Origin of the sequence: Stenotrophomonas sp. Ps181 (assembly GCF_025697425.1) — a bacterium.
Lineage (GTDB): Bacteria > Pseudomonadota > Gammaproteobacteria > Xanthomonadales > Xanthomonadaceae > Stenotrophomonas > Stenotrophomonas sepilia.
The window spans coordinates 526,257-549,861 of record NZ_JAHWBI010000002.1 but is presented as its reverse complement, the minus strand read 5'-3'; the positions used below and the strand labels follow the sequence as shown (position 1 = coordinate 549,861).

Annotated in this window: 23 protein-coding genes; 7 read left to right on the top strand and 16 right to left on the bottom strand. The window is 65.9% G+C overall.

The genetic code is table 11. The annotated features are described in order from the left end of the window. Window positions 1-46 precede the first annotated feature (46 nt). Together KXV01_RS06215 and glmU are read right to left on the bottom strand one after the other, a co-directional pair. Window positions 47-580: a GNAT family N-acetyltransferase gene (locus tag KXV01_RS06215; protein ID WP_263467600.1), complete on the bottom strand. Its 534-nt coding sequence runs from the start codon at window positions 578-580 to the stop codon at window positions 47-49. Beyond that, window positions 549-1,916, bottom strand: coding sequence for a bifunctional UDP-N-acetylglucosamine diphosphorylase/glucosamine-1-phosphate N-acetyltransferase GlmU (gene glmU / locus KXV01_RS06210; protein ID WP_049411114.1), 1,368 nt, complete (start codon window positions 1,914-1,916; stop codon window positions 549-551). The genes KXV01_RS06215 and glmU overlap by 32 nt, the downstream gene beginning before the upstream one ends. A gap of 83 nt (window positions 1,917-1,999) precedes the next feature. Here glmU and KXV01_RS06205 point away from each other — a divergent pair, with 83 nt between their 5' ends. Then, complete coding sequence (locus KXV01_RS06205) at window positions 2,000-2,383, top strand: GtrA family protein (protein WP_049438999.1); 384 nt, start codon at window positions 2,000-2,002, stop codon at window positions 2,381-2,383. A 215-nt stretch (window positions 2,384-2,598) separates the two neighbouring features. On the opposite strand, the gene KXV01_RS06200 is transcribed toward KXV01_RS06205, so the two are convergent. From KXV01_RS06200 to KXV01_RS06160, 9 genes are all read right to left on the bottom strand, one after another. Beyond that, the gene (locus tag KXV01_RS06200; protein ID WP_005419509.1) at window positions 2,599-3,021 is read right to left on the bottom strand and encodes a F0F1 ATP synthase subunit epsilon; all 423 of its coding nucleotides are present in this window, start codon (window positions 3,019-3,021) and stop codon (window positions 2,599-2,601) included. 113 nt (window positions 3,022-3,134) lie between these two features. Continuing rightward, window positions 3,135-4,541: a F0F1 ATP synthase subunit beta gene (gene atpD, locus KXV01_RS06195; RefSeq protein WP_005419510.1), complete on the bottom strand. Its 1,407-nt coding sequence runs from the start codon at window positions 4,539-4,541 to the stop codon at window positions 3,135-3,137. Between the two features lie 37 nt (window positions 4,542-4,578). Next, entirely contained in the window at window positions 4,579-5,442 is an 864-nt protein-coding gene (atpG, locus tag KXV01_RS06190) for a F0F1 ATP synthase subunit gamma (RefSeq protein ID WP_005411129.1), read from the bottom strand. A gap of 97 nt (window positions 5,443-5,539) precedes the next feature. Next, window positions 5,540-7,087 (bottom strand): F0F1 ATP synthase subunit alpha, encoded by a 1,548-nt coding sequence (gene atpA / locus KXV01_RS06185; RefSeq protein WP_005419511.1) that lies wholly within the window; start codon window positions 7,085-7,087, stop codon window positions 5,540-5,542. Window positions 7,088-7,131: 44 nt separating this feature from the next. Continuing rightward, window positions 7,132-7,659, bottom strand: coding sequence for a F0F1 ATP synthase subunit delta (locus KXV01_RS06180; RefSeq protein ID WP_005411131.1), 528 nt, complete (start codon window positions 7,657-7,659; stop codon window positions 7,132-7,134). Window positions 7,660-7,661: 2 nt separating this feature from the next. Next, entirely contained in the window at window positions 7,662-8,132 is a 471-nt protein-coding gene (locus tag KXV01_RS06175; RefSeq protein WP_005419512.1) for a F0F1 ATP synthase subunit B, read from the bottom strand. A gap of 106 nt (window positions 8,133-8,238) precedes the next feature. Further along, the gene (gene atpE / locus KXV01_RS06170) at window positions 8,239-8,544 is read right to left on the bottom strand and encodes a F0F1 ATP synthase subunit C (protein ID WP_005411133.1); all 306 of its coding nucleotides are present in this window, start codon (window positions 8,542-8,544) and stop codon (window positions 8,239-8,241) included. Between the two features lie 73 nt (window positions 8,545-8,617). Further along, on the bottom strand, window positions 8,618-9,418 hold the full coding sequence (gene atpB, locus KXV01_RS06165; RefSeq protein WP_005411134.1) for a F0F1 ATP synthase subunit A: 801 nt from the start codon (window positions 9,416-9,418) through the stop codon (window positions 8,618-8,620). 31 nt (window positions 9,419-9,449) lie between these two features. Further along, window positions 9,450-9,815, bottom strand: coding sequence for a hypothetical protein (locus tag KXV01_RS06160; RefSeq protein ID WP_014648497.1), 366 nt, complete (start codon window positions 9,813-9,815; stop codon window positions 9,450-9,452). Between the two features lie 456 nt (window positions 9,816-10,271). On the opposite strand from KXV01_RS06160, the gene KXV01_RS06155 reads away from it, so the two are divergent. Continuing rightward, complete coding sequence (locus KXV01_RS06155; RefSeq protein WP_010481314.1) at window positions 10,272-11,090, top strand: hypothetical protein; 819 nt, start codon at window positions 10,272-10,274, stop codon at window positions 11,088-11,090. Between the two features lie 444 nt (window positions 11,091-11,534). Here the strand turns inward: KXV01_RS06155 and lpdA are convergent, their stop codons facing one another. The 3 genes from lpdA to KXV01_RS06140 all read right to left on the bottom strand — a co-directional run bounded on the left by lpdA (window position 11,535) and on the right by KXV01_RS06140 (window position 15,845). Continuing rightward, complete coding sequence (gene lpdA, locus KXV01_RS06150) at window positions 11,535-13,343, bottom strand: dihydrolipoyl dehydrogenase (protein WP_099495706.1); 1,809 nt, start codon at window positions 13,341-13,343, stop codon at window positions 11,535-11,537. Window positions 13,344-13,449: 106 nt separating this feature from the next. Next, window positions 13,450-15,162: a dihydrolipoyllysine-residue acetyltransferase gene (aceF, locus tag KXV01_RS06145; RefSeq protein ID WP_111096761.1), complete on the bottom strand. Its 1,713-nt coding sequence runs from the start codon at window positions 15,160-15,162 to the stop codon at window positions 13,450-13,452. Between the two features lie 167 nt (window positions 15,163-15,329). Continuing rightward, the gene (locus KXV01_RS06140; protein ID WP_049413246.1) at window positions 15,330-15,845 is read right to left on the bottom strand and encodes a DNA-deoxyinosine glycosylase; all 516 of its coding nucleotides are present in this window, start codon (window positions 15,843-15,845) and stop codon (window positions 15,330-15,332) included. Window positions 15,846-16,031: 186 nt separating this feature from the next. On the opposite strand from KXV01_RS06140, the gene KXV01_RS06135 reads away from it, so the two are divergent. From KXV01_RS06135 to glpK, 3 genes are all read left to right on the top strand, one after another. After that, window positions 16,032-16,667 (top strand): OmpW family outer membrane protein, encoded by a 636-nt coding sequence (locus KXV01_RS06135; protein ID WP_005419535.1) that lies wholly within the window; start codon window positions 16,032-16,034, stop codon window positions 16,665-16,667. Window positions 16,668-16,877: 210 nt separating this feature from the next. Then, a complete protein-coding gene (glpD, locus tag KXV01_RS06130) occupies window positions 16,878-18,362 on the top strand; it encodes a glycerol-3-phosphate dehydrogenase (RefSeq protein ID WP_099485365.1) in 1,485 nt (494 codons plus the stop codon). A gap of 137 nt (window positions 18,363-18,499) precedes the next feature. Next, complete coding sequence (glpK, locus tag KXV01_RS06125) at window positions 18,500-19,999, top strand: glycerol kinase GlpK (RefSeq protein WP_049413243.1); 1,500 nt, start codon at window positions 18,500-18,502, stop codon at window positions 19,997-19,999. A gap of 177 nt (window positions 20,000-20,176) precedes the next feature. Here the strand turns inward: glpK and KXV01_RS06120 are convergent, their stop codons facing one another. Together KXV01_RS06120 and KXV01_RS06115 are read right to left on the bottom strand one after the other, a co-directional pair. Beyond that, on the bottom strand, window positions 20,177-20,971 hold the full coding sequence (locus tag KXV01_RS06120; RefSeq protein WP_049413241.1) for a MetQ/NlpA family ABC transporter substrate-binding protein: 795 nt from the start codon (window positions 20,969-20,971) through the stop codon (window positions 20,177-20,179). A 26-nt stretch (window positions 20,972-20,997) separates the two neighbouring features. Further along, a complete protein-coding gene (locus tag KXV01_RS06115; RefSeq protein ID WP_005419539.1) occupies window positions 20,998-21,969 on the bottom strand; it encodes a YafY family protein in 972 nt (323 codons plus the stop codon). 80 nt (window positions 21,970-22,049) lie between these two features. Here KXV01_RS06115 and KXV01_RS06110 point away from each other — a divergent pair, with 80 nt between their 5' ends. Together KXV01_RS06110 and KXV01_RS06105 are read left to right on the top strand one after the other, a co-directional pair. Next, window positions 22,050-22,652 carry a hypothetical protein gene (locus tag KXV01_RS06110; protein WP_099485363.1) on the top strand — a complete coding sequence of 201 codons (603 nt, stop codon included), beginning with the start codon at window positions 22,050-22,052 and terminating at the stop codon, window positions 22,650-22,652. Window positions 22,653-22,758: 106 nt separating this feature from the next. Further along, on the top strand, window positions 22,759-23,535 hold the full coding sequence (locus tag KXV01_RS06105) for a DUF481 domain-containing protein (RefSeq protein ID WP_049413237.1): 777 nt from the start codon (window positions 22,759-22,761) through the stop codon (window positions 23,533-23,535). The last annotated feature ends 70 nt before the right edge of the window (window positions 23,536-23,605 follow it).

The following is a 23,605-nucleotide window of genomic DNA, read 5'->3' as shown; positions in this document are numbered from 1 at the left end:
CGGCTAGATCCACGCCATGCGTGGATGTGCCGACCAGGGTCGGCACCTACCAGACCCGCCGCATCGCCACCCGCAGGTGCATCGGAAACCCGAGCGCAGCCTCTTCGGCCATGACGGCGCGCAGGCCATCGTTCCACTCCGCCTCCGGCACTTCAACGAATCCTTCGCTGGCGTAGAAGGCTGCATTCCACGGCACATCGCTCAAGGTGGTCAGCACCGCTGCAGCAAAGCCGGTGGCCCTGGCCTGCGCCAAGGCATGCCGCAGCAATGCACGGCCATGGCCACGACGCGCGTGCGCTGGATCCACATCCATCTGCAGGACATGGAACTCGCCTGCCAGATCGCCGGCCAGCAGGTAGCCGGCAATGCCGCCGCCGGCGCCATCCACCACCCAGAGCTGTCCACGCTCACGGCCTTCCTGCAGCGTCGGCAGGTCCAGGCCGTGGCCGGCAAAGACCGGATAGGCCTCGTGGCCCCTGAGCAGTTCACCGGCACGCTGTTCGATCGCCGGCAGCGCAGCCAGCTCATCGGTGCGCGGAACCCGTGGCTCAGGACTTCTTGACCGGGCGCTTCCAGCCATCGATGGTTTCCTGGCGTGAACGTGCCAGCGTCAGCTTGCCGTCCGGCGCGGTGCGGGTGATGACCGACCCGGCAGCGATGGTCGCGCCCTCGCCGATGGTGATCGGCGCCACCAGCGAGCTGTTGGAGCCGATGAAGGCGTTGTCGCCGATGGTGGTGGTCGACTTGTTCACCCCATCGTAGTTGCAGGTGATGGTGCCGGCACCGATGTTCACCTTGCTGCCGATCACCGCGTCACCCAGGTAGGTGAGATGGTTCGCCTTGCTGCCGACGCCGAGGGTGACCTTCTTGGTTTCGACGAAGTTGCCGACGTGCACGCCATCGGCCAGCACGGTACCCGGCCGCAAGCGTGCGAACGGGCCGATCTGCGCAGCACCTTCGGTCACCACGCCTTCCAGGTCGCAATGCGCGCGCACTTCGGTGCCGGGCCCCAGGTTGACGTCCTTCAGCCGGTTGAACGGACCCACGGTAACGCCGTCACCGAGCACGACGTTGCCTTCAAGAACAACGTCGACATCGATCAGCACATCGCTGCCCACGGTGACGGTGCCACGGATATCCAGGCGTGCCGGGTCGCGCACGCGCGCGCCCTGGGCGCACAGTGCACGCACCGCACGGCGCTGCCAGGCGCGTTCCAGCTGCGACAGCTGCCACGGATCATTCGCGCCCTCAGCCTCCTGTGCATCGGCGACCAGGGCCATCTCGGCCGGGGTGTACTCATGCGCGGCGAACGCGAACACATCGGTAAGGTAGTACTCGCCCTGCGCATTGCTGTTGGACAGCTGCGACAACCAGCGGCGCAGCGCGGTCGACTCTGCGGCGATGATGCCGGTGTTGATCGTGCGCACGCGCAGCTGGTCGTCGGTGGCGTCCTTCTGCTCGACGATGGAGCCCACCTTGCCCTCTGCATCGCGCAGCACCCGGCCGTAACCGGTCGGGTCATCGACATCGGCCACCAGCACTGCCAGCCGCCCCGGCTGCGCCAGCAGGTCGCGCAGGGTCTGCGCGCGGATCAGCGGCACATCGCCATACAGCACCAGCACCTGCGCGGCATCGGGCACCTGCGGCATTGCCTGCGCCACTGCGTGGCCGGTACCGAGCTGCTGGGCCTGTTCTGCCCACTGCAGGTCGGGCTGGCCGGCGAAGTACTGACGCACCGCCTCGCCACCATGGCCGTAGACCACGTGGATGGCCGCCGGCTGCAGCTCGCGGGCCGCATCGATCACGTGCGCCAGCATCGGCTGGCCGGCGATCGGCTGCAGCACCTTCGGCAGCACCGACTTCATGCGCTTGCCGGCGCCGGCGGCGAGGATGATGACGTGCAGGGCTTGGGTCATGGGAGCAGCAGTCCGTAGTTCGTTGCCGGTGATTCTAGAGCGTGGGCCGTTAACATGGGCATCCCTCCTCCTTCACCATGCCGATGAGCCTGCTCCGCCAAGGAGGCACCTACCTCGTGATCGGGCTCGTGCAGCTGCTGGTCGATTGGCTGGTGTTCGTGGTCGCCACCGCGCTGGGCATGCCGGTCGCGCCGGCCAACATCGCCGGTCGCCTGGCCGGCATGCTGCTGGGCTTCTGGCTCAACGGCCGCTACACCTTTGCCGAGGCCGGTGCCGGCAAGCTGGGATGGAAGCGCTTCGCACGCTTCTTCGGGCTGTGGCTGCTGCTGACGGCAGCGAGCACGCTGCTGGTCAGCCTGGTCGACCAGGCGCTGGGCCTGCAGTACACGTGGCTGGCCAAGCCGCTGGTGGAAGGCGGGCTGGCGTGCGTGTCGTTCCTGTTGATGCGCCATGTGGTGTATCGCTGAGACGGCGGGATTCGGGATCCGGGATGCCGAATCGGGATCGGGATCGGGATCGGTAGAGTCGACTGTCGGTCGACTGCTCTTCCTCGACGCCGCGAAAATCCCGCGCTGCGCGCGATGGTCGGGTGACAGTCGACTCTACCCAGTCGGCGCTGCCCCGCCAGCACAAACAAAAACGCCGGCACTGGGCCGGCGTTCTCGTGGGTGCAGCGCGAACCTCAGTGCTTGAGATTCTTGCGCAGGCGTTCCAGGGCCTGCAGCTGGACGACGGCTTCAGCCAGCTTCTGCTGGGCTTCGGCCACTTCCATCGCTTCGCCGCGGTTGGCCAGGATGCGTTCGGCTTCTTCCTTGGCCTTGCGGACCGAGGCTTCGTCGATGTCCTGCGCGCGGATCGCGGTGTCGGCCAGCACGGTCACCACCTGCGGCTGCACTTCCAGGATACCGCCGGAAATGGCGAAATCCAGCTGCTCGCCGTTCGGCGTGGTCACCACCACCTTGCCCGGCTTCAGGCGGGTGATCAGCGGCGCGTGCTTGGGCGCGATGCCCAGTTCGCCCAGCTCACCGGTGGCCACGACCAGGGTCGCTTCGCCACGGAAGATTTCCTGCTCGGCGCTGACGATGTCGCAACGGATCGTGCTCATGCAAATCTCTTCGCTGTTCGCGGCGGCGCAATGCCACCGTGGGGGTCCACCGGCGCGGGCGGTTGCCCGGCGCCGGCGTCAGGTCGGGCAGGATCGCTCCCGCCCGTCCCGGATCAGGCCTTCTCGGCCATCTTCTTGGCCTTCTCGACCGCTTCTTCGATGCCGCCGACCATGTAGAACGCCTGCTCCGGCAGGTGGTCGTACTCGCCATCGACGATGGCCTTGAAGCCACGGATGGTGTCCTTCAGCGGCACGTACTTGCCCGGCGAACCGGTGAACACTTCGGCCACGTGGAACGGCTGGCTGAAGAAGCGCTCGATCTTACGGGCGCGCGACACGGCCTGCTTGTCCTCTTCGGACAGTTCGTCCATGCCCAGGATCGCGATGATGTCCTTCAGTTCCTTGTACTTCTGCAGGGTCTGCTGGACGCGCTGGGCGGTGTCGTAGTGCTCGTGGCCGATGACCAGCGGGTCCATCTGGCGGCTGGTGGAGTCCAGCGGATCGACGGCCGGGTAGATACCCAGCGAGGCGATCGAACGCGACAGGGTGACGGTCGAGTCCAGGTGGGCGAAGGTGGTCGCCGGCGACGGGTCGGTCAGGTCGTCCGCGGGAACGTAGACGGCCTGGATCGAGGTGATCGAGCCGTTCTTGGTCGAGGTGATGCGCTCCTGCAGGACGCCCATTTCCTCGGCCAGGGTCGGCTGGTAACCCACGGCGGACGGCATGCGGCCCAGCAGTGCCGACACTTCGGTACCGGCCAGGGTGTAGCGGTAGATGTTGTCGACGAACAACAGGACGTCCTTGCCCTTGCCGTTTTCGTCCTTCTCGTCGCGGAAGTACTCGGCCATGGTCAGGCCGGTCAGCGCGACGCGCAGGCGGTTGCCCGGCGGCTCGTTCATCTGGCCGTACACCATCGCCACCTTATCCAGGACGTTGGAGTCCTTCATTTCGTGGTAGAAGTCGTTGCCCTCACGGGTACGCTCACCCACGCCGGCGAACACGGACAGGCCGCTGTGCGCCTTGGCGATGTTGTTGATCAGCTCCATCATGTTGACGGTCTTGCCGACGCCGGCGCCGCCGAACAGGCCGACCTTGCCGCCCTTGGCGAACGGGCACATCAGGTCGATGACCTTGATGCCGGTTTCCAGCAGCTCGGTGGCCGGGGACTGGTCTTCATACGACGGCGCAGCGCGGTGGATTTCCCAGTTGTCGCTGGCAGCGACCGGGCCGGCTTCGTCGATCGGACGGCCCAGCACGTCCATGATGCGGCCCAGGGTGCCGGCGCCGACCGGCACCGAGATGCCGCGGCCGGTGTTGACGGCAACCAGGTTGCGCTTCAGGCCGTCGGTGGAACCGAGGGCGATGGTACGCACCACGCCGTCGCCCAGCTGCTGCTGGACTTCGAGGGTGATCTCGGTGTTTTCGACCTTCAGTGCGTCGTACACCTTCGGCACCGATTCACGCGGGAATTCGACGTCGACGACCGCGCCGATGATCTGAACGATCTTGCCCTGACTCATTGCTGCATCCTCTAATGTGTGCTTTGAACGAACGCGGTCAGACTGCTGCCGCGCCGCCGACGATTTCGGAGATTTCCTGGGTGATCGCTGCCTGGCGCGCCTTGTTGTAGACGAGCTGCAGGGTGCCGATCAGCTTGTTGGCGTTGTCGCTCGCCGCCTTCATCGCAACCATGCGTGCGGCATGCTCGGAGGCGACGTTTTCCAGCAGTGCCTGGTACACCAGCGACTCGATGTAACGCGTCATCACGTGCTCGAGCACGGTCGCGGCATCGGGTTCGTACAGGTAATCCCAGTCGTGGTGAGCGACCTGCTTCTCAGCCGGCGGCAGCGGCAGCAGCTGATCGAAGCTGGCCTTCTGCACCATGGTGTTCACGAAGCGGTTGTAGACCAGGTACACGCGGTCGATCTTGCCTTCGGTGAAGGCGTCGAGCATGACCTTGATCACACCGATCAGCGATTCCAGCTTCGGCACGTCGCCGATGTGGGTCACGCTGCCGACCATGTTGACCTTCACGCGGCGGAAGAAGGTCGAAGCCTTCTGGCCGATGGTCACCAGGTCCACTTCGGCACCCTTGTCCTGCCATGCCTTGGCTTCGCCCAGCATCTTGCGGAACAGGTTGTTGTTCAGGCCGCCGGCCAGACCGCGATCGGAGGAGATCACGATGAAACCGACCCGCTTGACCTGCTCGCGCTCGACCAGGAACGGATGCTGGTAGTCGGTGCTGGCCTGGGCCAGATGACCGATCACCTGCTTCATCGCCTGCGCGTACGGACGCGAGGTCTTCATCCGATCCTGCGCCTTGCGGATCTTGGAGGCCGAGACCATTTCCAGGGCGCGCGTCACCTTGCGGGTGTTCTGCACGCTCTTGATCTTGGTTTTGATTTCGCGTCCGCTTGCCATCTCTTGTTTCCCGTGGCGCGGGGCTGATGCCCCGCGTTGTTCAACCGTTTGTCATCTGGTCCAGCGGAGCCGGAGGCTCCGCTCTACAGGACCGCGATTACCAGCTGCCGGTGGTCTTGAACTCGGCGATGCCCTTCTTGAAGGCACCTTCGATGTCGTTGTCCCAACCGCCGGTGGCGTTGACCTTGCTGATCAGCTCGCCCTGGGTGTTGGCGAAGTGGGCGTGCAGGCCTTCTTCGAACGCCAGCAGCTTGTTGACCGGCACGTCGTCGAGGTAACCCTCGTTGACGGCGTAGATCGACAGCGCCTGGTTGGCGATCGACATCGGCGCGTACTGCTTCTGCTTCATCAGCTCGGTGACGCGCTGGCCACGCTCCAGCTGCTTGCGGGTCGCTTCGTCCAGGTCCGAGGCGAACTGCGCGAAGGCAGCCAGCTCACGGTACTGGGCCAGCGAGATACGGATACCGCCCGACAGCTTCTTGATGATCTTGGTCTGGGCCGAGCCACCGACGCGCGACACCGAGATACCGGCGTTCACGGCCGGGCGGATGCCGGCGTTGAACAGGTCGGTTTCCAGGAAGATCTGGCCGTCGGTGATCGAGATCACGTTGGTCGGAACGAACGCGGACACGTCGCCGGCCTGGGTTTCAATGATCGGCAGCGCGGTCAGCGAACCGGTCTTGCCGGTGACCTTGCCTTCGGTGAACTTCTCGACGTACTCCTCGGACACGCGGGCAGCGCGCTCGAGCAGACGGGAGTGCAGGTAGAACACGTCACCCGGGTAGGCTTCGCGGCCCGGCGGACGCTTCAGCAGCAGCGAGATCTGGCGGTAGGCGACGGCCTGCTTGGACAGATCGTCGTACACGATCAGCGCGTCTTCGCCGCGGTCCATGAAGTACTCACCCATGGTGCAGCCCGAGTAGGCGCTGATGTACTGCATGGCAGCCGATTCGGAAGCGGTCGCGGCCACCACGATGGTGTGGGCCAGCGCGCCATTCTCTTCCAGCTTGCGCACGATGTTGGCGATGGTCGACGCCTTCTGGCCGATCGCAACGTACACGCACTTGATGCCGGTGCCCTTCTGGTTGATCACCGCATCGATCGCCATGGCGGTCTTGCCGGTCTGGCGGTCACCGATGATCAGCTCGCGCTGGCCACGGCCGATCGGGATCATCGAGTCGACCGACTTGTAACCGGTCTGCACCGGCTGGTCGACCGACTTGCGCCAGATCACGCCCGGAGCAACGCGTTCCACCGGAGCGGTCAGGTCGGTGCCCAGCGGGCCCTTGCCGTCGATCGGCTCGCCCAGCGCGTTCACGACGCGGCCCAGCAGTTCCGGACCGACCGGCACTTCCAGGATGCGGCCGGTGGTCTTGGCGACGTCGCCTTCGCGCAGGTGCTCGTAGTCACCCAGGACCACGGCGCCGACCGAGTCGCGCTCCAGGTTCAGGGCCAGTGCGAAGGTGTTGTTCGGCAGTTCGATCATTTCGCCCTGCATCACGTCGGCCAGACCGAAGATGCGCACGATGCCGTCGGACACGCTGGTCACGGTGCCTTCGTTGCGCGATTCCGCGGCCAGCTTGACCTTCTCGATGCGGTTCTTGATCAGTTCGCTGATTTCGGAGGGGTTGAGCGTGGTTGCCATCGTCAAGTCCTAGTGCCGGCAGCGGGGCCGGACGTTAAATGAATTCAGTTAGCGAGCGCGGTCTGCAGACGGGCCAGCTTGCCCTTCAGCGAACCATCGATGACCACGTCGCCGGCGTCGATCACGGCGCCGCCGATCAGCGAGGCATCGACCGCGGTGGTCACGTCGACCTCGCGGTTGAAGCGCTTGCGCAGCGCGACCTTGATCGCGTCCAGTTCACCGGCCGACAGTTCGGCCGCCGAGGTGACGGTGGCCTTGACCACGTGCTCGGCTTCGGCGCGCAGGGCGTCGAACATGCCGGAGATTTCCGGCAGCAGCGGCAGGCGATGCGATTCGGCCAGGATGGCCAGGAAGCGCGAGTAGGTCTCGCCGTGGGACACCGGCGCCAGCAGGGCGACGGCGTCGTCACGACCCAGCTCCGGGTTGGCGAGCAGGGCCGCCACGCGCGGGTCGGCGGCGACGTGGGCGGAGAACGCCAGGGCGTCCGACCACGGCGCGAACGCGCCTTCGTCGCGCGCGGTCGCGAACGCGGCGCGGGCGTACGGGCGGGCAAGCGTGAGGGCCTGGCTCATCCTTAGATCTCCGAGGCCAGCTCGTCGAGCAGCGCCTTGTGGGCGTTGGCGTCGATTTCGCGCTTGAGCAGCTTTTCGGCACCGGTCACGGCCAGCGCGGACACCTGCTTGCGCAGATCTTCACGGGCACGGTTGGCGGCGGCGTCGATTTCAGCCTGGGCCAGTTCTTTCTGACGGGTGGCTTCGGTGATCGCTTCGTTGCGGGCAGCATCAACGATCTGGTTGGCACGCGCATGGGCCTGATCGATGATCTCGTTGGCCTTGGTGCGGGCTTCCTTCAGCGCTTCGTTGACCTTCTCCTGCGCCTGGGCCAGATCTTTCTGGCTGCGGTCGGCAGCAGCGAGGCCTTCAGCAATCTTCTGCTGGCGCTCTTCGATCGCGTTCATCAGCGGCGGCCAGATCTTGGTCGCGATGATCCAGATCAGACCAGCGAAGGCCAGCGCCTGCGCAAGAAGGGTGAAATTGATATTCATGGTTAGCTCGATCGCTGGTTTCGGGGTGGACGCGCCGCCGAAGCGGCACATCCGGCCTTCATCCGAAACCGGGTGCATCAGCACCCGGTCGTCTCAAACCGCTGTATCAGCCGGCCAGAGCCTTGGTGACGGCGCCAGCGAAGGCAGCCGACAGCGGGTTGGCGAAGGCCAGCAGCAGGCCAACGGCGACCGAGATGATGAACGCGGCGTCGATCAGGCCGGCGGTGATGAACATGCGGACCTGCAGGACCGGGATCAGTTCCGGCTGGCGGGCGGCCGACTCCAGGAACTTACCAGCCATGATGGCCAGACCCAGACCGGCGCCCAGCGCGGCCAGGCCGATCATGATGCCGACGGCAAGGGCGGTGGAGCTCTGAATCTGCGCGAAGTTGGTCAGGACGGCGAAGTACATGGTTATCTCCAGGAACTTAAGTTGCTAAGGGTGATGAAACGGATGAAGGTTGAAACGCGTTGAAGCTTGAAACTCAGTGAGCGTCTTCCGACAGGCTCAGGTACACGATCGACAGCATCATGAAGATGAAGGCCTGCAGCGGGATCACCAGCAGGTGGAACAGCATCCAGCCGAGGCCGAACACACCACCGGCAATGGCACCGAAGAAACCGGCACCACCCAGCACCCAGATCAGCAGGAACACGATTTCGCCGCCGAACATGTTGCCGAACAGTCGCATCGCCAGCGAGATCGGCTTGCTCAGCCACTCGACGATGTTGAGGATCAGGTTGAACGGCATCATCCACTTGCCGAACGGCGCCGTCAGGAATTCCTTGATGAAACCGCCCAGGCCCTTGGACTTGAGCGCGAAGAACAGCATCAGGAAGAACACGCTGATGGCCATGCCCAGGGTGGCATTGACGTCAGCGGTCGGCACCGGCTTCCAGTAGTGCACGCCCGCCCATTCCAGCGGCTTGGCGATGAAATCGGCCGGGATCATCTTCAGCAGATTCATCAGCAGAATCCAGAAGAAGATGGTGATGGCAATCGGCGTGACCAGCTTGCTCTTGCCGTGGTAGGTGTCCTTGGCCTGGCGGTCGACGAACTCCAGGCAGATCTCGACGAAGGCCTGCCACTTGCCCGGCACGCCGGCGGTGGCCTTGCGGGTCCCCAGCCAGAACGCGACAACGATCACCAGGCCCATCAGGACCGCAGTGAGGAAGGTATCGACGTGGATATGCCAGAACATACCCTCACCCTTGCCGACCGGCGCGGTCAGGTTGTGCAGGTGATGCTGGATGTAGCTGGTAGGGGTTAGAGCCTCGCCCGCCATGTGTCCGGAACCTTCAGTTAATTGAATTCTGTCAACGCCTGGCCATGGCCAGGACCTGGAACATCAAGCCGACGGCGATACCGGCCAACAGCGCCAATGCAGGCAGCTTGAAGACCAGGAACCCCACCAGCAGGACGCCGAAAACCACGACCCACTTGGCCACGATCGCAATGATCAGGCGAGCCATCGCCGATCCTGCGGCCACCGCACCACCCCCCAGCGCCATCCTTGCCGCCACCCAGCCACCGGCCGAAATGGCCACACCGGACGCCAGCGCGCCGAGGGCATATTTCGGACCGACCAGCAGGAAGGCCAGGGCCAGGACAGCGACCGCGGCCAGCGGGTAGACCGCGGCGCGCAGCATCAGTCGCCGACCCGCATCAACGGAGTTCAGCACAGGACGTCCCGCGTGGTTGCAAGTGGAAGGCTGAGGCGGCTACAGCAGGGGGGCCTCATCGAGCCGCCAAATTATAGCAATGGGACAATTTGCGAGACAACCGCTGCCTGTTCATCCCCGGAAGCCGCAAGTTGCGGTAACGGTTACATTTTTGCGTACCACCCGGGGGACAATGACGTCCGCATGATGCTGCACCGCAGTATTGAACTTTGGTCGCAGGCGAGGAACTTTCGCCGGATGCGCGGGTCCGATCTTTCGACCTGCCTGCAGCATCCTCGTCGGCTCCACCCCGCAGGTCCCACGATGGCCCCGAAGCCCGTCTCCGGGGCCATCTTTTTGCATCGTCGCGACAGCACTGAACCGTGCACATGCCGTGGACCATACGTTCACGGATGGTGGACGGGCCTGTCCCGCACAGTGGTCTTCATTCTGATGAACCACTGCAAGGACTCTTCGATGCGCCCCGTACCCACCCTGCTCGCTCTCTCCCTGCTCGCCGCCGGCGCCTCGTTCGCCACCGCCGCCCACGCCGCCGAAGGCGACGACCGCTTTGCCCTGCGCCTGGGTGCGATGAACATCGACTCGGACAACACGCTCCGCGGCAAGACCAATGTCGCCGGCCAGGACATCGGCTTCTCCGAGGACTTCAAGCTGGGTGGCAAGGAGTGGGAGCCGCGCATTGACGGCATGTTCCGCATCAGCAACCGCCAGCGCCTGCTGTTCAACTATTTCAAGTACGACAAGGATCGCCGCGAGACCCTCGGCCAGGACATCTCCTTCGGTGACGTCAACGTGCCGTCCGGCAGCTTCGTCAAGGGCGAACTGAAGTACCAGGTGGCCAGCCTGGTCTATGACTACTCGGTGGTGGACACCGATACGTTCGACCTCGGCCTGCAGCTGGGTGCCGAGTACGCCAAGGTCAGCACCAAGGCCTACGCCGATCTGGGCACCGTGTACGAAGGCCAGTTCCTCAACGAGAAGACCGACGGCGTGGCGCCGGTGGTCGGTGCGCGATTGAGCTTCACCCCGTCCGAGAAGTGGATGATCACCCTGCAGGGCCAGTACCTCAACACGCGCTGGGGCAGCTTCGATGACTACAAGGGCGATCTGAGCCGCGCCAACGCAATCGTCGATTACCGCTTCACCAAGAACTTCGGTGTGTTCGCCGGCTACGACTGGTTCAAGCTCGATGCGGACAAGAAGGGCAGCGACGGCACCATCGGCCTGAAGCAGGAATTCAAGGGCCCGGTGGCCGGCGTCAGCTTCGTGTTCTGATCCCTCGTCCCTTCCACGCTCTCTCTCTCCTGGCGCGGCCTCCGGAACATCGGGGCCGCGCTTTTTTGTGGCATCGTCGAGCAGAGAAGCAGGTTGGTCGAGCGCGGGGGGAGAGGGGTTTGCGTGCGAATGTCCCCCGGCGCCGGCCTGCGGCCGTCACCTCCTCCTTTACTTCGCACGCAAGCTCCTCTCCCCCCGCGTGTCAGGCATCCGGGCGGCTTTGGCACTGGCTCTTACTATCCGCAAGCCGAGCCGCTGCGCGGGTGGCAGGCGTTTGGACAAAGTAAAGGAGGAGGCGACCGCCACAGGCGGGCGACGGGGGACATTTGTCCAAATGCCTGCCACCCGCGCTGCGGCCCGAACGCTCGCAATGAGAGTGATCGAGGCTCAACAAAAAAACCCCGGCAAATGCCGGGGCTTTTCATTTGGAACGGCGCAGGCGCCTTACTTCTTCTTCGGCATGTACAGATCGGTGATCGTGCCGTCGTAGATTTCCGAGGCCATCGCCACCGATTCGCTCAGCGTCGGGTGCGCATGGATGGTGTGGCCGATGTCTTCGGCTTCGGCACCCATCTCGATCGCCAGGCCGATCTCGGCCAGCAGGTCACCGGCATGCACGCCGACGATCGCGCCGCCGATGATGCGGTGGGTCTCCTCATCGAAGATCAGCTTGGTGAAGCCCTCGGTGCGACCGATGCCGATCGCGCGGCCACTGGCGGCCCACGGGAACTTGGCCACGCCGACCTTCAGGCCCTTGGCCTTGGCTTCGGTCTCGGTGACGCCGACCCAGGCGATTTCCGGGTTGGTGTAGGCCACCGACGGAATCACCCGGGCCACCCACTCCTTCTTGTGGCCAGCGGCCACTTCGGCGGCCAGCTTGCCTTCGTGCGTGGCCTTGTGGGCCAGCATCGGGTTGCCGACGATGTCGCCGATGGCAAAGATGTGCGGCACGTTGGTGCGCATCTGGCGGTCGACCGGGATGAAGCCTCGCTCGGTGACCTGCACGCCGGCCTTCTCGGCATCGATCTTCTTGCCGTTCGGCGAACGCCCGACGGCCACCAGCACACGGTCGAACGTGCCTTGCGCCAGCGCCGGCGACTGGCCTTCCTCGGCCGCTTCGAAGGTCACGGTGATGCCCTTGGCATCGGCGGTGACGCCGGACGCCTTGGTCTTCAGGTGCACGTCGATGCCCTGCTTCTTCAGGCGGTCGGCCAGCGGCTTGACCAGGTCCTTGTCGGCGCCCGGCATCAGCTGGTCCATGAACTCGACCACGGTGACCTTGCTGCCCAGCGCGCTGTACACGGTGGCCATTTCCAGGCCGATGATGCCGCCGCCGACGACCAGCAGCGAGCCCGGCACTTCGGCCAGCTCCAGCGCGTCGGTGGAATCCATCACGCGCTTGTCGTCCCACGGGAAGTTCGGCAGCTTCACCGCCTGCGAACCAGCGGCGATGATGCACTTCTGGAAGCGCAGCAGCTGGGTGCTGCCGTCTGCGGCGGTGATCTCCAGTTCGTTGGCAGAGATGAACCTGCCGACGCCCTGCACGTTGCGGACCTTGCGCTGCTTGGCCATGCCGGCCAGGCCCTTGGTCAGCTGGTTGACAACCTTTTCCTTGTACTGGCGCAGCTTGTCCAGGGTGATGGTCGGCTTGCCGAACTCGACGCCGAAATCGCCGGCGTGGGCCACTTCGTCGATGACCGCGGCGGCGTGCAGCAGCGCCTTGGACGGAATGCAACCGACGTTGAGGCAGACGCCGCCGAGGCTGGCGTAGCGCTCGACCAGCACCGTATCCAGGCCGACGTCGGCGGCGCGGAAGGCGGCGGTGTAGCCGCCCGGGCCGGAGCCCAGCACGACCATTTCGCATTCGATGTCGGCCGGCTTGCCACTGGACAGCGCCGGCTTCGGTGCCACCGGCTCGGCCGGGGCGCGGTGCGAGGGGGTCACCGGCGGCTTGCTGGCCGGAGCGGCCGCAGCCGGAGCCGGCGCAGCGGCCTTGGCCGGGGCATCGGCGGCGCCTTCAGCGTCCAGCACCACGACCACGGCGCCTTCGGACAGGGTGTCGCCCAGCTTGACCTTGATTTCCTTGACCACGCCGGCCGCCGAGGACGGCACTTCCAGGGTGGCCTTGTCCGACTCCAGGGTCACCAGGCCCTGGTCCTTCTTCACCGTGTCGCCGACGGCGACCAACACTTCGATCACCGGCACATCGCTGTAATCGCCGATGTCGGGAACCTTGACTTCAATCGTGGCCATGGTGGTTTTCCTTGTGCCCGGCCGGCATGGCCGGCGGGCTGTCACTGCATCTGTTCACGCGGCCGCGCCAGGGGCAGCGGCCGCACGGTGGGGGCGAAGCGATGCCTTACAGCAGCACGCGGCGCATGTCGGCCAGCACCTGCGACAGGTACGTGGTGAAGCGTGCGGCCAGGGCGCCGTCGATGACGCGGTGGTCGTAGCTCAGCGACAGCGGCAGCATCAGCTTCGGCGCGAATTCCTTGCCATTCCAGACCGGCTGGATGGAGGACTTGGACACGCCCAGGATGGCCACTTCCGGCGCGTTGACGATCGGAGTGAACGCGGTGCCGCCAATGCCGCCCAGCGAGCTGATCGAGAAGCAGCCGCCGCTCATGTCGGCCGGGCCCAGCTTGCCGTCGCGCGCCTTCTTGGCCAGCTCGCCGGTTTCCTGCGCGATCTGCACCACGCCCTTCTTGTCCACGTCGCGGATGACCGGCACGACCAGGCCGTTCGGCGTATCGGCGGCAAAACCGATGTGGAAGTACTTCTTCAGGGTCAGGTTTTCACCGCTGGCATCGAGCGAGGCGTTGAACTCCGGGAACTTCTTCAGCGCCGCGGCGCTGGCCTTGATCAGGAAGGCGAGCATGGTCAGCTTGATGCCGGCCTTCTCGTTCTCCTTGTTCAGTGCCACGCGCAGGCCTTCCAGGTCGGTGATGTCGGCCTGTTCGAACTGGGTGACGTGCGGGATCATCGCCCAGTTGCGGGCCAGGTTCGCGCCGGAGATCTTCTTGATGCGCGACAGCGGCTGGACTTCGGTCTCGCCGAACTTGCTGAAGTCGACCTTCGGCCACGGCAGCAGGTTCAGACCACCACCGGCGGCGACGGCAGCACTACCGGCAGCCGGCGCGCCACCGCTGAGCGCGGCCTTGACGAACTTCTGCACGTCAGCCTTGGTGATGCGGCCGCCCTTCTCGGTGCCGTTGATCTGCAGCAGGTCCACGCCGAGCTCGCGGGCGAACACGCGCACCGCTGGGGTGGCGTACGGCACCTTGGCCGGCAGCACGCCATCGGCGTTGAACTGTACCGGCGGGCTGGACGGGGTGCCGGCCGAGGCGATCTCACGGGCCGCCAGCTTGTCCGGCTGCGCCGGCACAGCGACCGGCTCGACCTTGGTGGCGGTTTCGGCGGCGGCCGGGGCAGCAGCAGCGGCGGCCTTGCTCGGGGCCGGCGCCGCAGCACCCTCGGCCTCGATGATGGCGACCACGGCACCCTGCGACAGGGTGTCGCCCACCTTGACCTTCAGTTCCTTGACCACGCCAGCGACCGAGGACGGCACTTCCATGGTCGCCTTGTCGCTTTCCAGCGTCACCAGGCCCTGGTCCTTCTTGACCGTGTCGCCCACGGCGACCAGCACCTCGATGACCGGGATGTCGGTGTAATCGCCGATGTCCGGCACCAGCGCTTCCACTGCGCCACCGCTGGCGGCCGCAGCGGCCGGCGCAGCAGCGGCCGGGGCCGGCGCGCTCTGGGTGGCGGCAGCCGGGGCAGCGGACTTGGCCGGTGCCGGTGCGGCGGCGGCCGGCGCGGCGGCTTCGCCTTCGGCCACTTCGATCAGCGCCACGACCTTGCCTTCGGACAGGCTGTCGCCGACCTTGACCTTCAGTTCCTTGACCACGCCTGCCACCGAGGACGGCACTTCCATGGTCGCCTTGTCGCTTTCCAGCGTCACCAGGCCCTGGTCCTTCTTGACCGTGTCGCCGACGGCGACAAGCACCTCGATTACCGGGATATCGCTGTAGTCACCGATATCGGGGACAAGTGCTTCCTTGATTTCGGCCATGGGGATAACTCCGGCAATCTGGTGTAGGGAAACGTCTATTGTGCGGCCAGCGGGGTCCAGCGCCAACCGTTACAGGTGTTTTCAGTACGCACGCAGCCGGGACAGGCTGTTGCCCACGGGTCCCGGCCGCGACCAGTCGGTAGCGTATTGTCCGGACGATGTCCGCTTCATGTCGCCAGTGCGTCTGCAACCGGCTGCCAGGCCTGGCGCAGGCGCGGCAACGACCACGCCGCATTGGCCGGGCTGGTCGAGGGCAATGCAACCACCTGTGGCGGGGCCTCCAGCCGCGGCAGCACCCAGCGCTGGAACGCCTGCCATGATGCACCGCCATTGCAGCCGATCAGCGTCAGCTCAGGCAACGTGGCGATCAGTTCCGGCAGTGCATTGGCCACTTCCGTGCCACGCACGATGTCCGCATCCAGGCTGCCTCGACGCTCGCAGCGACCGATCACATCCCACAGACCGATGCCCGCGGCATTCAATGCCTGCAGCCGCGCGGCGTAGGCCAGATCCGCGTCGAAACCACAGATGTCGGCCATCAGCGGCCAGAAGCGGTTGCGCGGATGGGCGTAATAGCGCTGCTCCTGCAGGGACGCCACGCCCGGCATCGAGCCCAGCAGCAGCACCCGGCACTCCACGTTCACCTGCGCTTGCAGGCCGATGCACAACGTTGCTGCGCTCACATCTTCTCCAACTGCATGAATGTCCCCGGGAGCCAAAAACCCCATGAATAAAGGCGTTCCGTACCCGTCGCTGAACAAGGAAAACTATTTTTTAACGTGCGTCGGATTCGATTCATGTTGGGGCGACTACGGTGTGCTCGCCCCGCAACCGGGGGCCCAAAACAAGAAACATTAGGAGATACCCCCATGCGCTCCATCCGTATCCTGAGTCTCGCCCTGCTGACCTCCGCCGCCTTCGCGCCGGCCGCTTTCGCCCAGGACAGCAGCAGCACCGACACCGCGTCGGGCAAGCATTTTGCCGTTGTTGGCGGCATCTCGCTGCTGGAACCGAAGAACGACCCGATCTCCGGCGTGAAGAAGACCGATGGTGGTCCGGCGCCGACCGTCAGCTTCAGCTACTACATCAACGACAACTGGGCCGTTGAACTGTGGGGCGCCGCTGACAAGTTCGACAACAAGTTCAAGGGCCCGAACAACGCCCGCCTGGGCTCGGTCGAGCAGCAGCCGGTCGCGCTGAGCGGCCAGTACCACTTCGGCCAGGCTGACAACGTGTTCCGTCCGTTCGTGGGCGTCGGCTACTACCAGTCGAGCTTCAGCAACGAGAAGCTGGGCAACGGCGCTGACACCGACATCCGCTTCAAGGATGCCAAGGGCGTGATCGGCACCGTCGGCGTCGACATGAACATCAACTCCACCTGGTTCGCCCGTGCCGACGCCCGCTACATGCGCGCCCGCCCGGACATCAAGGTGGGCGGCGAGAAGATCGGCGAAGCCAAGATGGATCCGTGGACCGTCGGCTTCGGCATCGGCGCCCGCTTCTGATCCAGGCAGCACCTGCTTCACTGATGCAACGCGACGGGCCCTTCGGGGCCCGTCGTCGTTTCCGTCGCCGGCGTTCTGTAGAGTCGAGCCAAGCCCCCTATCCCGAGTCGAGCGGCGGGCTCCGCGCGCATTGCGATGCGTGACGTTCAATGGCGCCCACGGTCAATGGTGGCGCGGCTCGGCTCTACACAAACAGGGTGCGAAGGCGCGATGGAGGAAGTCGACCTGCTGGTGATCGGTGGCGGCATCAACGGTGCCGGCATCGCCCGTGACGCCAGCGGCCGCGGCCTGCGCGTGCTGCTGTGCGAGCAGCACGACCTGGCCGCGCATACCTCCAGTGCCAGCAGCAAGCTGATCCACGGCGGCCTGCGCTACCTGGAACAGGGCGAGCTCGGGCTGGTGCGCAAGGCGCTGGGCGAACGAGAGGTGGTACGCCGGCTGGCGCCCCATCTGGTCCATCCATTGCGCTTCGTGCTGCCGTGGCAGCCCCATCTGCGCCCGCGCTGGATGCTACGCGTGGGACTGTGGCTGTATGACCACCTGGGCCGTCGCAGCCCGGCATTTCCCGCCTCGCGCGCCCTGGACCTTCAGCGCGATCCGCTCGGCCCCTGGCTCTCCCCGGATCTGCGGCAGGCCTTCAGCTACGCCGACGCGCAGGTCGATGACGCGCGACTGGTGCTGCTCAACGCCCTGGATGCCGCGCAGCGGGGCGCACAGGTGCGTGTGCGCACCCGCTGCATCGACCTGCAGCCCTTGCAGGGCCGGTGGCAGGCCGTGCTGGAATCCGCTGATGGCCAGCAGCAGGTGACCGCGCGCGCCGTCGCCAATGCGGCGGGGCCGTGGGCCGGCGACCTGCTGGAACGGATGGAGGCACGCAGCGGCGGCTCCGCGCTGCGGCTGGTACAAGGCAGCCACATCGTCCTGCGCCGGCCCTGGCCCGATGACAGCGCGTGCCTGCTGCAGCAACCCGATGGACGCGTGGTGTTCCTGCTGCCCTTCGCCCATGACCACCTGCTGGTTGGCACCACCGACACCGACTATCGCGGCGACCCGGCGCGCTGCAGCGTGCTGCCTTCAGAGGTGGCGTACCTGTGCGAAGCGGCCAATCGCTACCTGCATGAACCCATCGCGCCGGAAGATGTGGTCTGGCAGTTCGCCGGTGTCCGCCCGCTGCTGGCTGATCCCGATCCGCGCGCGGCGAGACTCAGCCGCGATTACCGCCTGCAGCTGCAGGTGGACCCGGCACCGGCACTGCATGTGCTGGGCGGCAAGCTGACCACCTACCGGGTGCTGGCCGAGGAAGCGCTGGAGCTGCTGCGGCCCGCCCTGCCGCAGATGGGAGCGGCGTGGACAGCAAACGGAGACCCGCTGCCAGGCAGCGACTGGGGCGACGCCGCGCAGGCGGGCGCGCATCTGCAGGTATCGGCACCATGGTTGCCCGCAGGTATCGCGCGACGCTGGGCCGGGGCCTATGGCAGTCGCAGTGCGGAACTGCTGCAGGGGGTACGGGGCCTGCACGATCTTGGCGAGGGGTTTGGCGGCGGTCTGCATGCCCGGGAAGTGGTCTTTCTACGCGAGCATGAGTGGGCGCGCACTGCCGAGGACGTGCTGTGGCGAAGGAGCAAGCTGGGGTTGCGGCTGGACGCTGCGCAGGTGACACGGCTGCAGGCGTGGATGGAGCGATCCACCGCGTAGGGCCGAGCCATGCTCGGCCGCATTGTGCAGCTGCAAGCGGGTATGGCCCGACGGTTTCCGCGTACAGCAGCCGAGCACGGCTCGGCTCTACAGAAAGCTGAGGTACGTTACCCTGACCGTTCTACCGGAGACGCTGCATGACGCCCCGCTACGTGCTGGCCATCGACCAGGGCACCACCAGTTCGCGCGCGATCCTGTTCGACCGTGCCGGCGACATCATCGGCAGCGCGCAGCGCGAGTTTGCACAGATCTTCCCGCAACCCGGCTGGGTCGAGCATGACCCGCGCGAGATCCTCACCAGCGTCTATGCCACGCTGACCGAACTGCTCAGCCGCGGGCAGATCGACCCGCGTCATATCGCCGCACTGGGCATCACCAACCAGCGCGAAACCACCGTGGTCTGGGACCGTGCGACCGGCCAGCCGATCCACAACGCCATCGTCTGGCAATCGCGGCAGAGCCACGCCATCTGTGAACGACTGAAGTCCGAAGGCCATGAAGCGCTGATCCGCGAGCGGACCGGCCTGCTGATCGATGCCTATTTCTCTGCGACCAAGGTGCGCTGGATCCTCGACCACGTGGAAGGTGCGCAGCAGCGCGCCGAACGTGGCGAGCTGCTGTTTGGCACCATCGACAGCTGGTTGGTGTGGAACCTCAGCGGTGGCCAGGCGCATGTGACCGACTACAGCAACGCGGCGCGCACGCTGTTGTTCAACATCCACACGCTGGACTGGGATGACGATCTGCTGGCCCTGCTCGACATCCCGCGCGCGATGCTGCCGCAGGTGCGCGACTCCAGTGCGGTGTATGCACACACCCGGCCGCAGTTCTTCTTCGACCACCCGATCCCGATCGCCGGCATCGCCGGTGACCAGCAGGCGGCACTGTTCGGCCAGGCCTGTTTCCAGCCGGGCATGGTCAAGAACACCTATGGCACCGGTTGCTTCATGTTGATGCATACCGGCGCGCAGGCGGTGCGGTCGCGCAACGGCCTGCTGACCACCATTGCCTGGGGCCTGGACGGGCGCGTGGAGTATGCGCTGGAAGGGTCGATCTTCATCGCCGGCTCGGTGGTGCAGTGGCTGCGCGACGGACTGCGCATGATCGAACGTGCCAGCGACAGCCAGGCACTGGCCGCGCAGGTGCCCGACAGCGGCGGCGCCTATCTGGTGCCGGCGTTTGTCGGCCTGGGTGCGCCCTATTGGCGCAGTGATGTGCGCGGTGCGATGTTTGGATTGACCCGTGGCACGCGCAAGGCGCACTTCGTGCGCGCCGCGCTGGAAGCGATGGCCTACCAGACCCGCGACGTGCTCGATGCAATGCAGTCCGATGCAGGTATCGCGCTGACCGAACTGCGCGCCGATGGCGGTGCGATCGGCAACGACTTCCTGGCCAGCTTCCAGGCAGACATCCTCGGTGTGCCGCTGCTGCGGCCGCGGTTGACCGAAACCACCGCGCTCGGTGCGGCTTATCTGGCCGGCCTGGCCGTCGGGTTCTGGTCCAGCCGCGAACAGATCGCTGCACAGTGGGGCCTGGACCGGCGCTTCGAGCCACAGATGGAGGTGTCCCGGCGCGAGAAGCTGTATGCGGGATGGCAGCAGGCGGTTGCCGCCACCCTCGCCTTCCACGTCGATTGAAACTGCAATGCCCTGCCCTGCTGCGGCACGTGGAGTGACACTGTAGAGCCGAGCCATGCTCGGCTGCCGCTGGCGAAATGCCGGAAACTGCAGAGCCGAGCGTGGGCTCGGCTCTACAGGGAAGGCAGTGTCGACCAAGGTCGACACCCACCATTCAAATCAACAGATCAGCCGCAATCAGAACGCCGGCAGCACCGCGCCCTTGTACTTGGTCTCGATGAAGGCCTTTACCTGCGGGCTGGTCAGGGCCTTGGCCAGCTTCTGCACACGGGCGTCGTCCTTGTTGTCCGGGCGCGCGACCAGGAAGTTCACGTACGGCGAATCCTTGCTCTCGATCGCCAGCGCATCCTTGGTCGGGTTGAGGCCGGCGTCCAGCGCGTAGTTGGTGTTGATCAGGGCCAGATCGACCTGGTCCAGCACGCGCGGCAGCATCGCCGAGTCCAGCTCGCGGAACTTCAGGTTCTTCGGGTTGGCGGTGATGTCACGCTGGGTCGACAGCGCGTTGGCCGGGTCCTTCAGTTCGATCACGCCGGCCTTGTGCAGCAGGATCAGCGCGCGGCTGTTGTTGCTCGGATCGTTCGGGATCACCACGTCGGCACCGTCGCGCAGCTCGGCCAGCGACTTGACCTTGCGCGAGTACGCACCGAACGGCTCGATGTGCACGCCGATCACCTTCACCAGGTCGGTCTTGCGGTCGCGGTTGTAGGCATCCAGGTACGGCTCGGTCTGGAAGTAGTTGGCGTCCACCTGCTTCTGCACCAGCTGGTCGTTGGGCTGCACGTAGTCGTTGAATACGCGCACGTCCAGGTCCACGCCTTCCTGTTTGAGGATCGGCTTGACCACCTCGAGGATCTCGGCATGCGGCACGGCCGTGGCGGCCACCACCAGCTTCTGCGAGGGCTCGCCGGACTTGCCGCAGGCGGTCAGGGCCAGCGCAGCGGCGAGCAGGGACAGCAACAGGGTCTTCTTCATGGGGGACGGGGTTCTCGGGGGGAGTGTCAGGATTTTTCGTAATTGCTCAGGGCCAGCTCAAGCAGCGCCTTGGCCTGCTCGCGCAGCATGATCGGCTCGATGATCTCGGCATCCGAACCATAGTGCAGCACGTCCATCAGCAACTCACGCGAGACGCTGTACGGCACCTTCAGTTCGTAGCGGCCATCGGCCAGGAAACGACCCTGCTGCTTGGAATGCCAGTGCTCGTCGGCCACCCAGCGCGCAGCCTTGGCGCTGAACAGGATGGTCGCCCAGCCCTTCGGCGCACCCGAAAAAATGCCATAGCTGGCGCCGAGCTGCTCGTCCAGCTCGCTGTCTGCGACATCGCGGGCGGCACTGTCGATTACCCGTGCCTTGTGGATGCGGTCCACCGCGAAACTGCGCAGCGCCTCGCGGTCATGGTCCCAGGCGTCCAGGTACCAGTTGTCGCGGTAGTGGGTGAGGCGCTGCGGCGAGACGGTGCGCTTGGTCGGCTCATCGGTGGAGCGGGCGCGGTACTCGAACGCCAGCTGGCGGCGCTCCAGCACCGCCGAGGCCACGCTGCGGAAGCTGCCTTCGTCGAACTTGCGGCCACGGTGCGGAATCACCCGCACGCGGTCGACCGGCCAACTGGAAACACCGGCCTGCGCCGCCAGCAGGCTCTCGATGCGCTGCTGCAGCGGTGCCAGCACCGACGACAACACGCCACCGCCGGTGCGCGCCAGCAGGTGTTGCGAGGCCAGCAGGGCATGCAGCTCCTCCGAGCTGAGCCACAGGCCGGGCAGCTCGAAGCGGTCGCTCTCGTCGGCCTGGTAACGGAAGCCCGCCTCGCCGTCGCCCTCGATCGGTGCCATCAGCGCATCGCGCAGGAAGGCCAGGTCGCGGTAGACGGTGGCACGGGAACAACCGAGCTTGTCCTGCAGGGTCGCCACCGTCACCGGATAGCGCGCGGACTTGAGCAGACGATGCAGGGCGGTGATGCGTTCGTATCGGTCCATACCCCCGATTATGTCCGAGTCGCGGGTCTTGTGTGGGACGTTTGGGCTATCGTGGTCGCCCCCACCCCATGGAATGCCCGATGCGCCGGTTGCCTGCCCTGTTCCTGCTGGCCTGCCTGCTGCTGGCTGCCTGCGATCGCGCACCGGCGCCGGCGCGCACCGAGGCCCCGGTACCCGCCGCCGATCCGGCACAGGCGGTGCTGGGCGCCAGCCAGCGTTTCGCCGCCCTGCGCAGCTTCCACGCCGAACTGGAGGTGCTGGGCGCGCCGCAGCCGGTACGCAGCGCCATGGACTTCGTTGCACCCGACCGTTTCCGGGTGGAGACCCCGGCCGGGCCGCAGACCATCATCGGCGACACCCTGTTCCTGCAGGCCGACGGTGCGATCCGCCAGGTGCCGGCCCCGCCCGGCCTGCTCGAGCAGTGGCGCAACCCGCTGCCGGCCGACGCCCTGCCCGCCGACCTGAAGGCCGAAGACCTCGGCCGCCAGGCGCTGGACGGGGTCGAGACCCGTCACTACCGGCTGCGCGGCAGCCAGCCCGGCGAACGCCTGGAGTACTGGGTGGACGCCCAGGGCCTGCCACGCCAGATCGTGCGCAGCGGCAGCAGCAATGGCCGCAGCTTCCAGCTCCGCCTGCGCTATTCGCGCTTCAACGACCCCGCATTGCGTGTCGATCTGCCCTGAATAGGCGATCGCGGCAACGTTCGCTGAAGCACGCTTTGGATCGATTCGGACCGCCATCACGCTTCCAGTATCATCACCGGCTGTTAACCGTTCCGGAGAAGCCTCGATGTCCCTGCGCGTGTCCCTGCTGATCCCCCTGCTGCTGTGTGCACCGCTCGCATACGCGCAGGATGCCTCCGAACTGGCGGCGATGTCCTCGCCGTGGAGTGGCAGCGGCGGCGAGCTCGGCTTTGCCTCGGCACGTGGCAACAGCAGCACCGAGAGCTTCAACGGCCGCCTGCGCCTGCGCTACACCGACGGCGACTGGGTGCACAGCATGGACCTGTTCGGCCTGCGCTCCAGCTCCAAGGTGACCGAGACCAACGACGACGGCACCACCACCCGCCGCAGCAACACCACCGCCAACCGCTACACCGGCAGTGCGGGCAGCGCGCTGCAGCTGGGCGAGCACCGCCAGCTGACCGCCACGGTGCGTACCGAGCGCGACGACTTCGCCACCTACGACCGCCAGAGCTCGTTCGGTCTGGGTTACGGCACCCGCCTGTGGAACACCGAGCGCTTCTCGTTCGACGCGCAGATCGGCCCCGGCGTGCGCCGTACCCACAGCACCGAGGATGACCGCACCCGTACCGGCATGATCGGCCGTGGCTTGTTCGACCTGAAGTACTCGCTGACCGACAACACCGACCTGGTGAACACGCTGCTGGTCGAGTCCGGTTCGTACAACACCTTCGGCCAGAACGACTTCGGTGTCTCGGTGAGCATGAACGAGCACCTGGCGCTGAAGGCCGGTTGGCAGGCGCGTTACAACAGCGACGTCGCTGTCGACAAGCGCAAGACCGATACGCTGACCACGATGAACGTGGTCTACAAGTTCAAATAAGCAGAACGGGCGCCCAGGGCGCCCGTTCTTCTTTCGGTAGTGCCGGCCGCTGGCCGGCAACTGCACTCAA

Coding starts and splice junctions, on each gene's coding strand:
- KXV01_RS06215 (WP_263467600.1), bottom strand. CDS start 580: ATGGCTGGAAGCGCCCGGTCAAGAAGTCCTGAGCCACGGGTTCCGCGC.
- glmU (WP_049411114.1), bottom strand. CDS start 1,916: ATGACCCAAGCCCTGCACGTCATCATCCTCGCCGCCGGCGCCGGCAAG.
- KXV01_RS06205 (WP_049438999.1), top strand. CDS start 2,000: ATGAGCCTGCTCCGCCAAGGAGGCACCTACCTCGTGATCGGGCTCGTG.
- KXV01_RS06200 (WP_005419509.1), bottom strand. CDS start 3,021: ATGAGCACGATCCGTTGCGACATCGTCAGCGCCGAGCAGGAAATCTTC.
- atpD (WP_005419510.1), bottom strand. CDS start 4,541: ATGAGTCAGGGCAAGATCGTTCAGATCATCGGCGCGGTCGTCGACGTC.
- atpG (WP_005411129.1), bottom strand. CDS start 5,442: ATGGCAAGCGGACGCGAAATCAAAACCAAGATCAAGAGCGTGCAGAAC.
- atpA (WP_005419511.1), bottom strand. CDS start 7,087: ATGGCAACCACGCTCAACCCCTCCGAAATCAGCGAACTGATCAAGAAC.
- KXV01_RS06180 (WP_005411131.1), bottom strand. CDS start 7,659: ATGAGCCAGGCCCTCACGCTTGCCCGCCCGTACGCCCGCGCCGCGTTC.
- KXV01_RS06175 (WP_005419512.1), bottom strand. CDS start 8,132: ATGAATATCAATTTCACCCTTCTTGCGCAGGCGCTGGCCTTCGCTGGT.
- atpE (WP_005411133.1), bottom strand. CDS start 8,544: ATGTACTTCGCCGTCCTGACCAACTTCGCGCAGATTCAGAGCTCCACC.
- atpB (WP_005411134.1), bottom strand. CDS start 9,418: ATGGCGGGCGAGGCTCTAACCCCTACCAGCTACATCCAGCATCACCTG.
- KXV01_RS06155 (WP_010481314.1), top strand. CDS start 10,272: ATGCGCCCCGTACCCACCCTGCTCGCTCTCTCCCTGCTCGCCGCCGGC.
- lpdA (WP_099495706.1), bottom strand. CDS start 13,343: ATGGCCACGATTGAAGTCAAGGTTCCCGACATCGGCGATTACAGCGAT.
- aceF (WP_111096761.1), bottom strand. CDS start 15,162: ATGGCCGAAATCAAGGAAGCACTTGTCCCCGATATCGGTGACTACAGC.
- KXV01_RS06135 (WP_005419535.1), top strand. CDS start 16,032: ATGCGCTCCATCCGTATCCTGAGTCTCGCCCTGCTGACCTCCGCCGCC.
- glpD (WP_099485365.1), top strand. CDS start 16,878: ATGGAGGAAGTCGACCTGCTGGTGATCGGTGGCGGCATCAACGGTGCC.
- glpK (WP_049413243.1), top strand. CDS start 18,500: ATGACGCCCCGCTACGTGCTGGCCATCGACCAGGGCACCACCAGTTCG.
- KXV01_RS06120 (WP_049413241.1), bottom strand. CDS start 20,971: ATGAAGAAGACCCTGTTGCTGTCCCTGCTCGCCGCTGCGCTGGCCCTG.
- KXV01_RS06115 (WP_005419539.1), bottom strand. CDS start 21,969: ATGGACCGATACGAACGCATCACCGCCCTGCATCGTCTGCTCAAGTCC.
- KXV01_RS06110 (WP_099485363.1), top strand. CDS start 22,050: ATGCGCCGGTTGCCTGCCCTGTTCCTGCTGGCCTGCCTGCTGCTGGCT.
- KXV01_RS06105 (WP_049413237.1), top strand. CDS start 22,759: ATGTCCCTGCGCGTGTCCCTGCTGATCCCCCTGCTGCTGTGTGCACCG.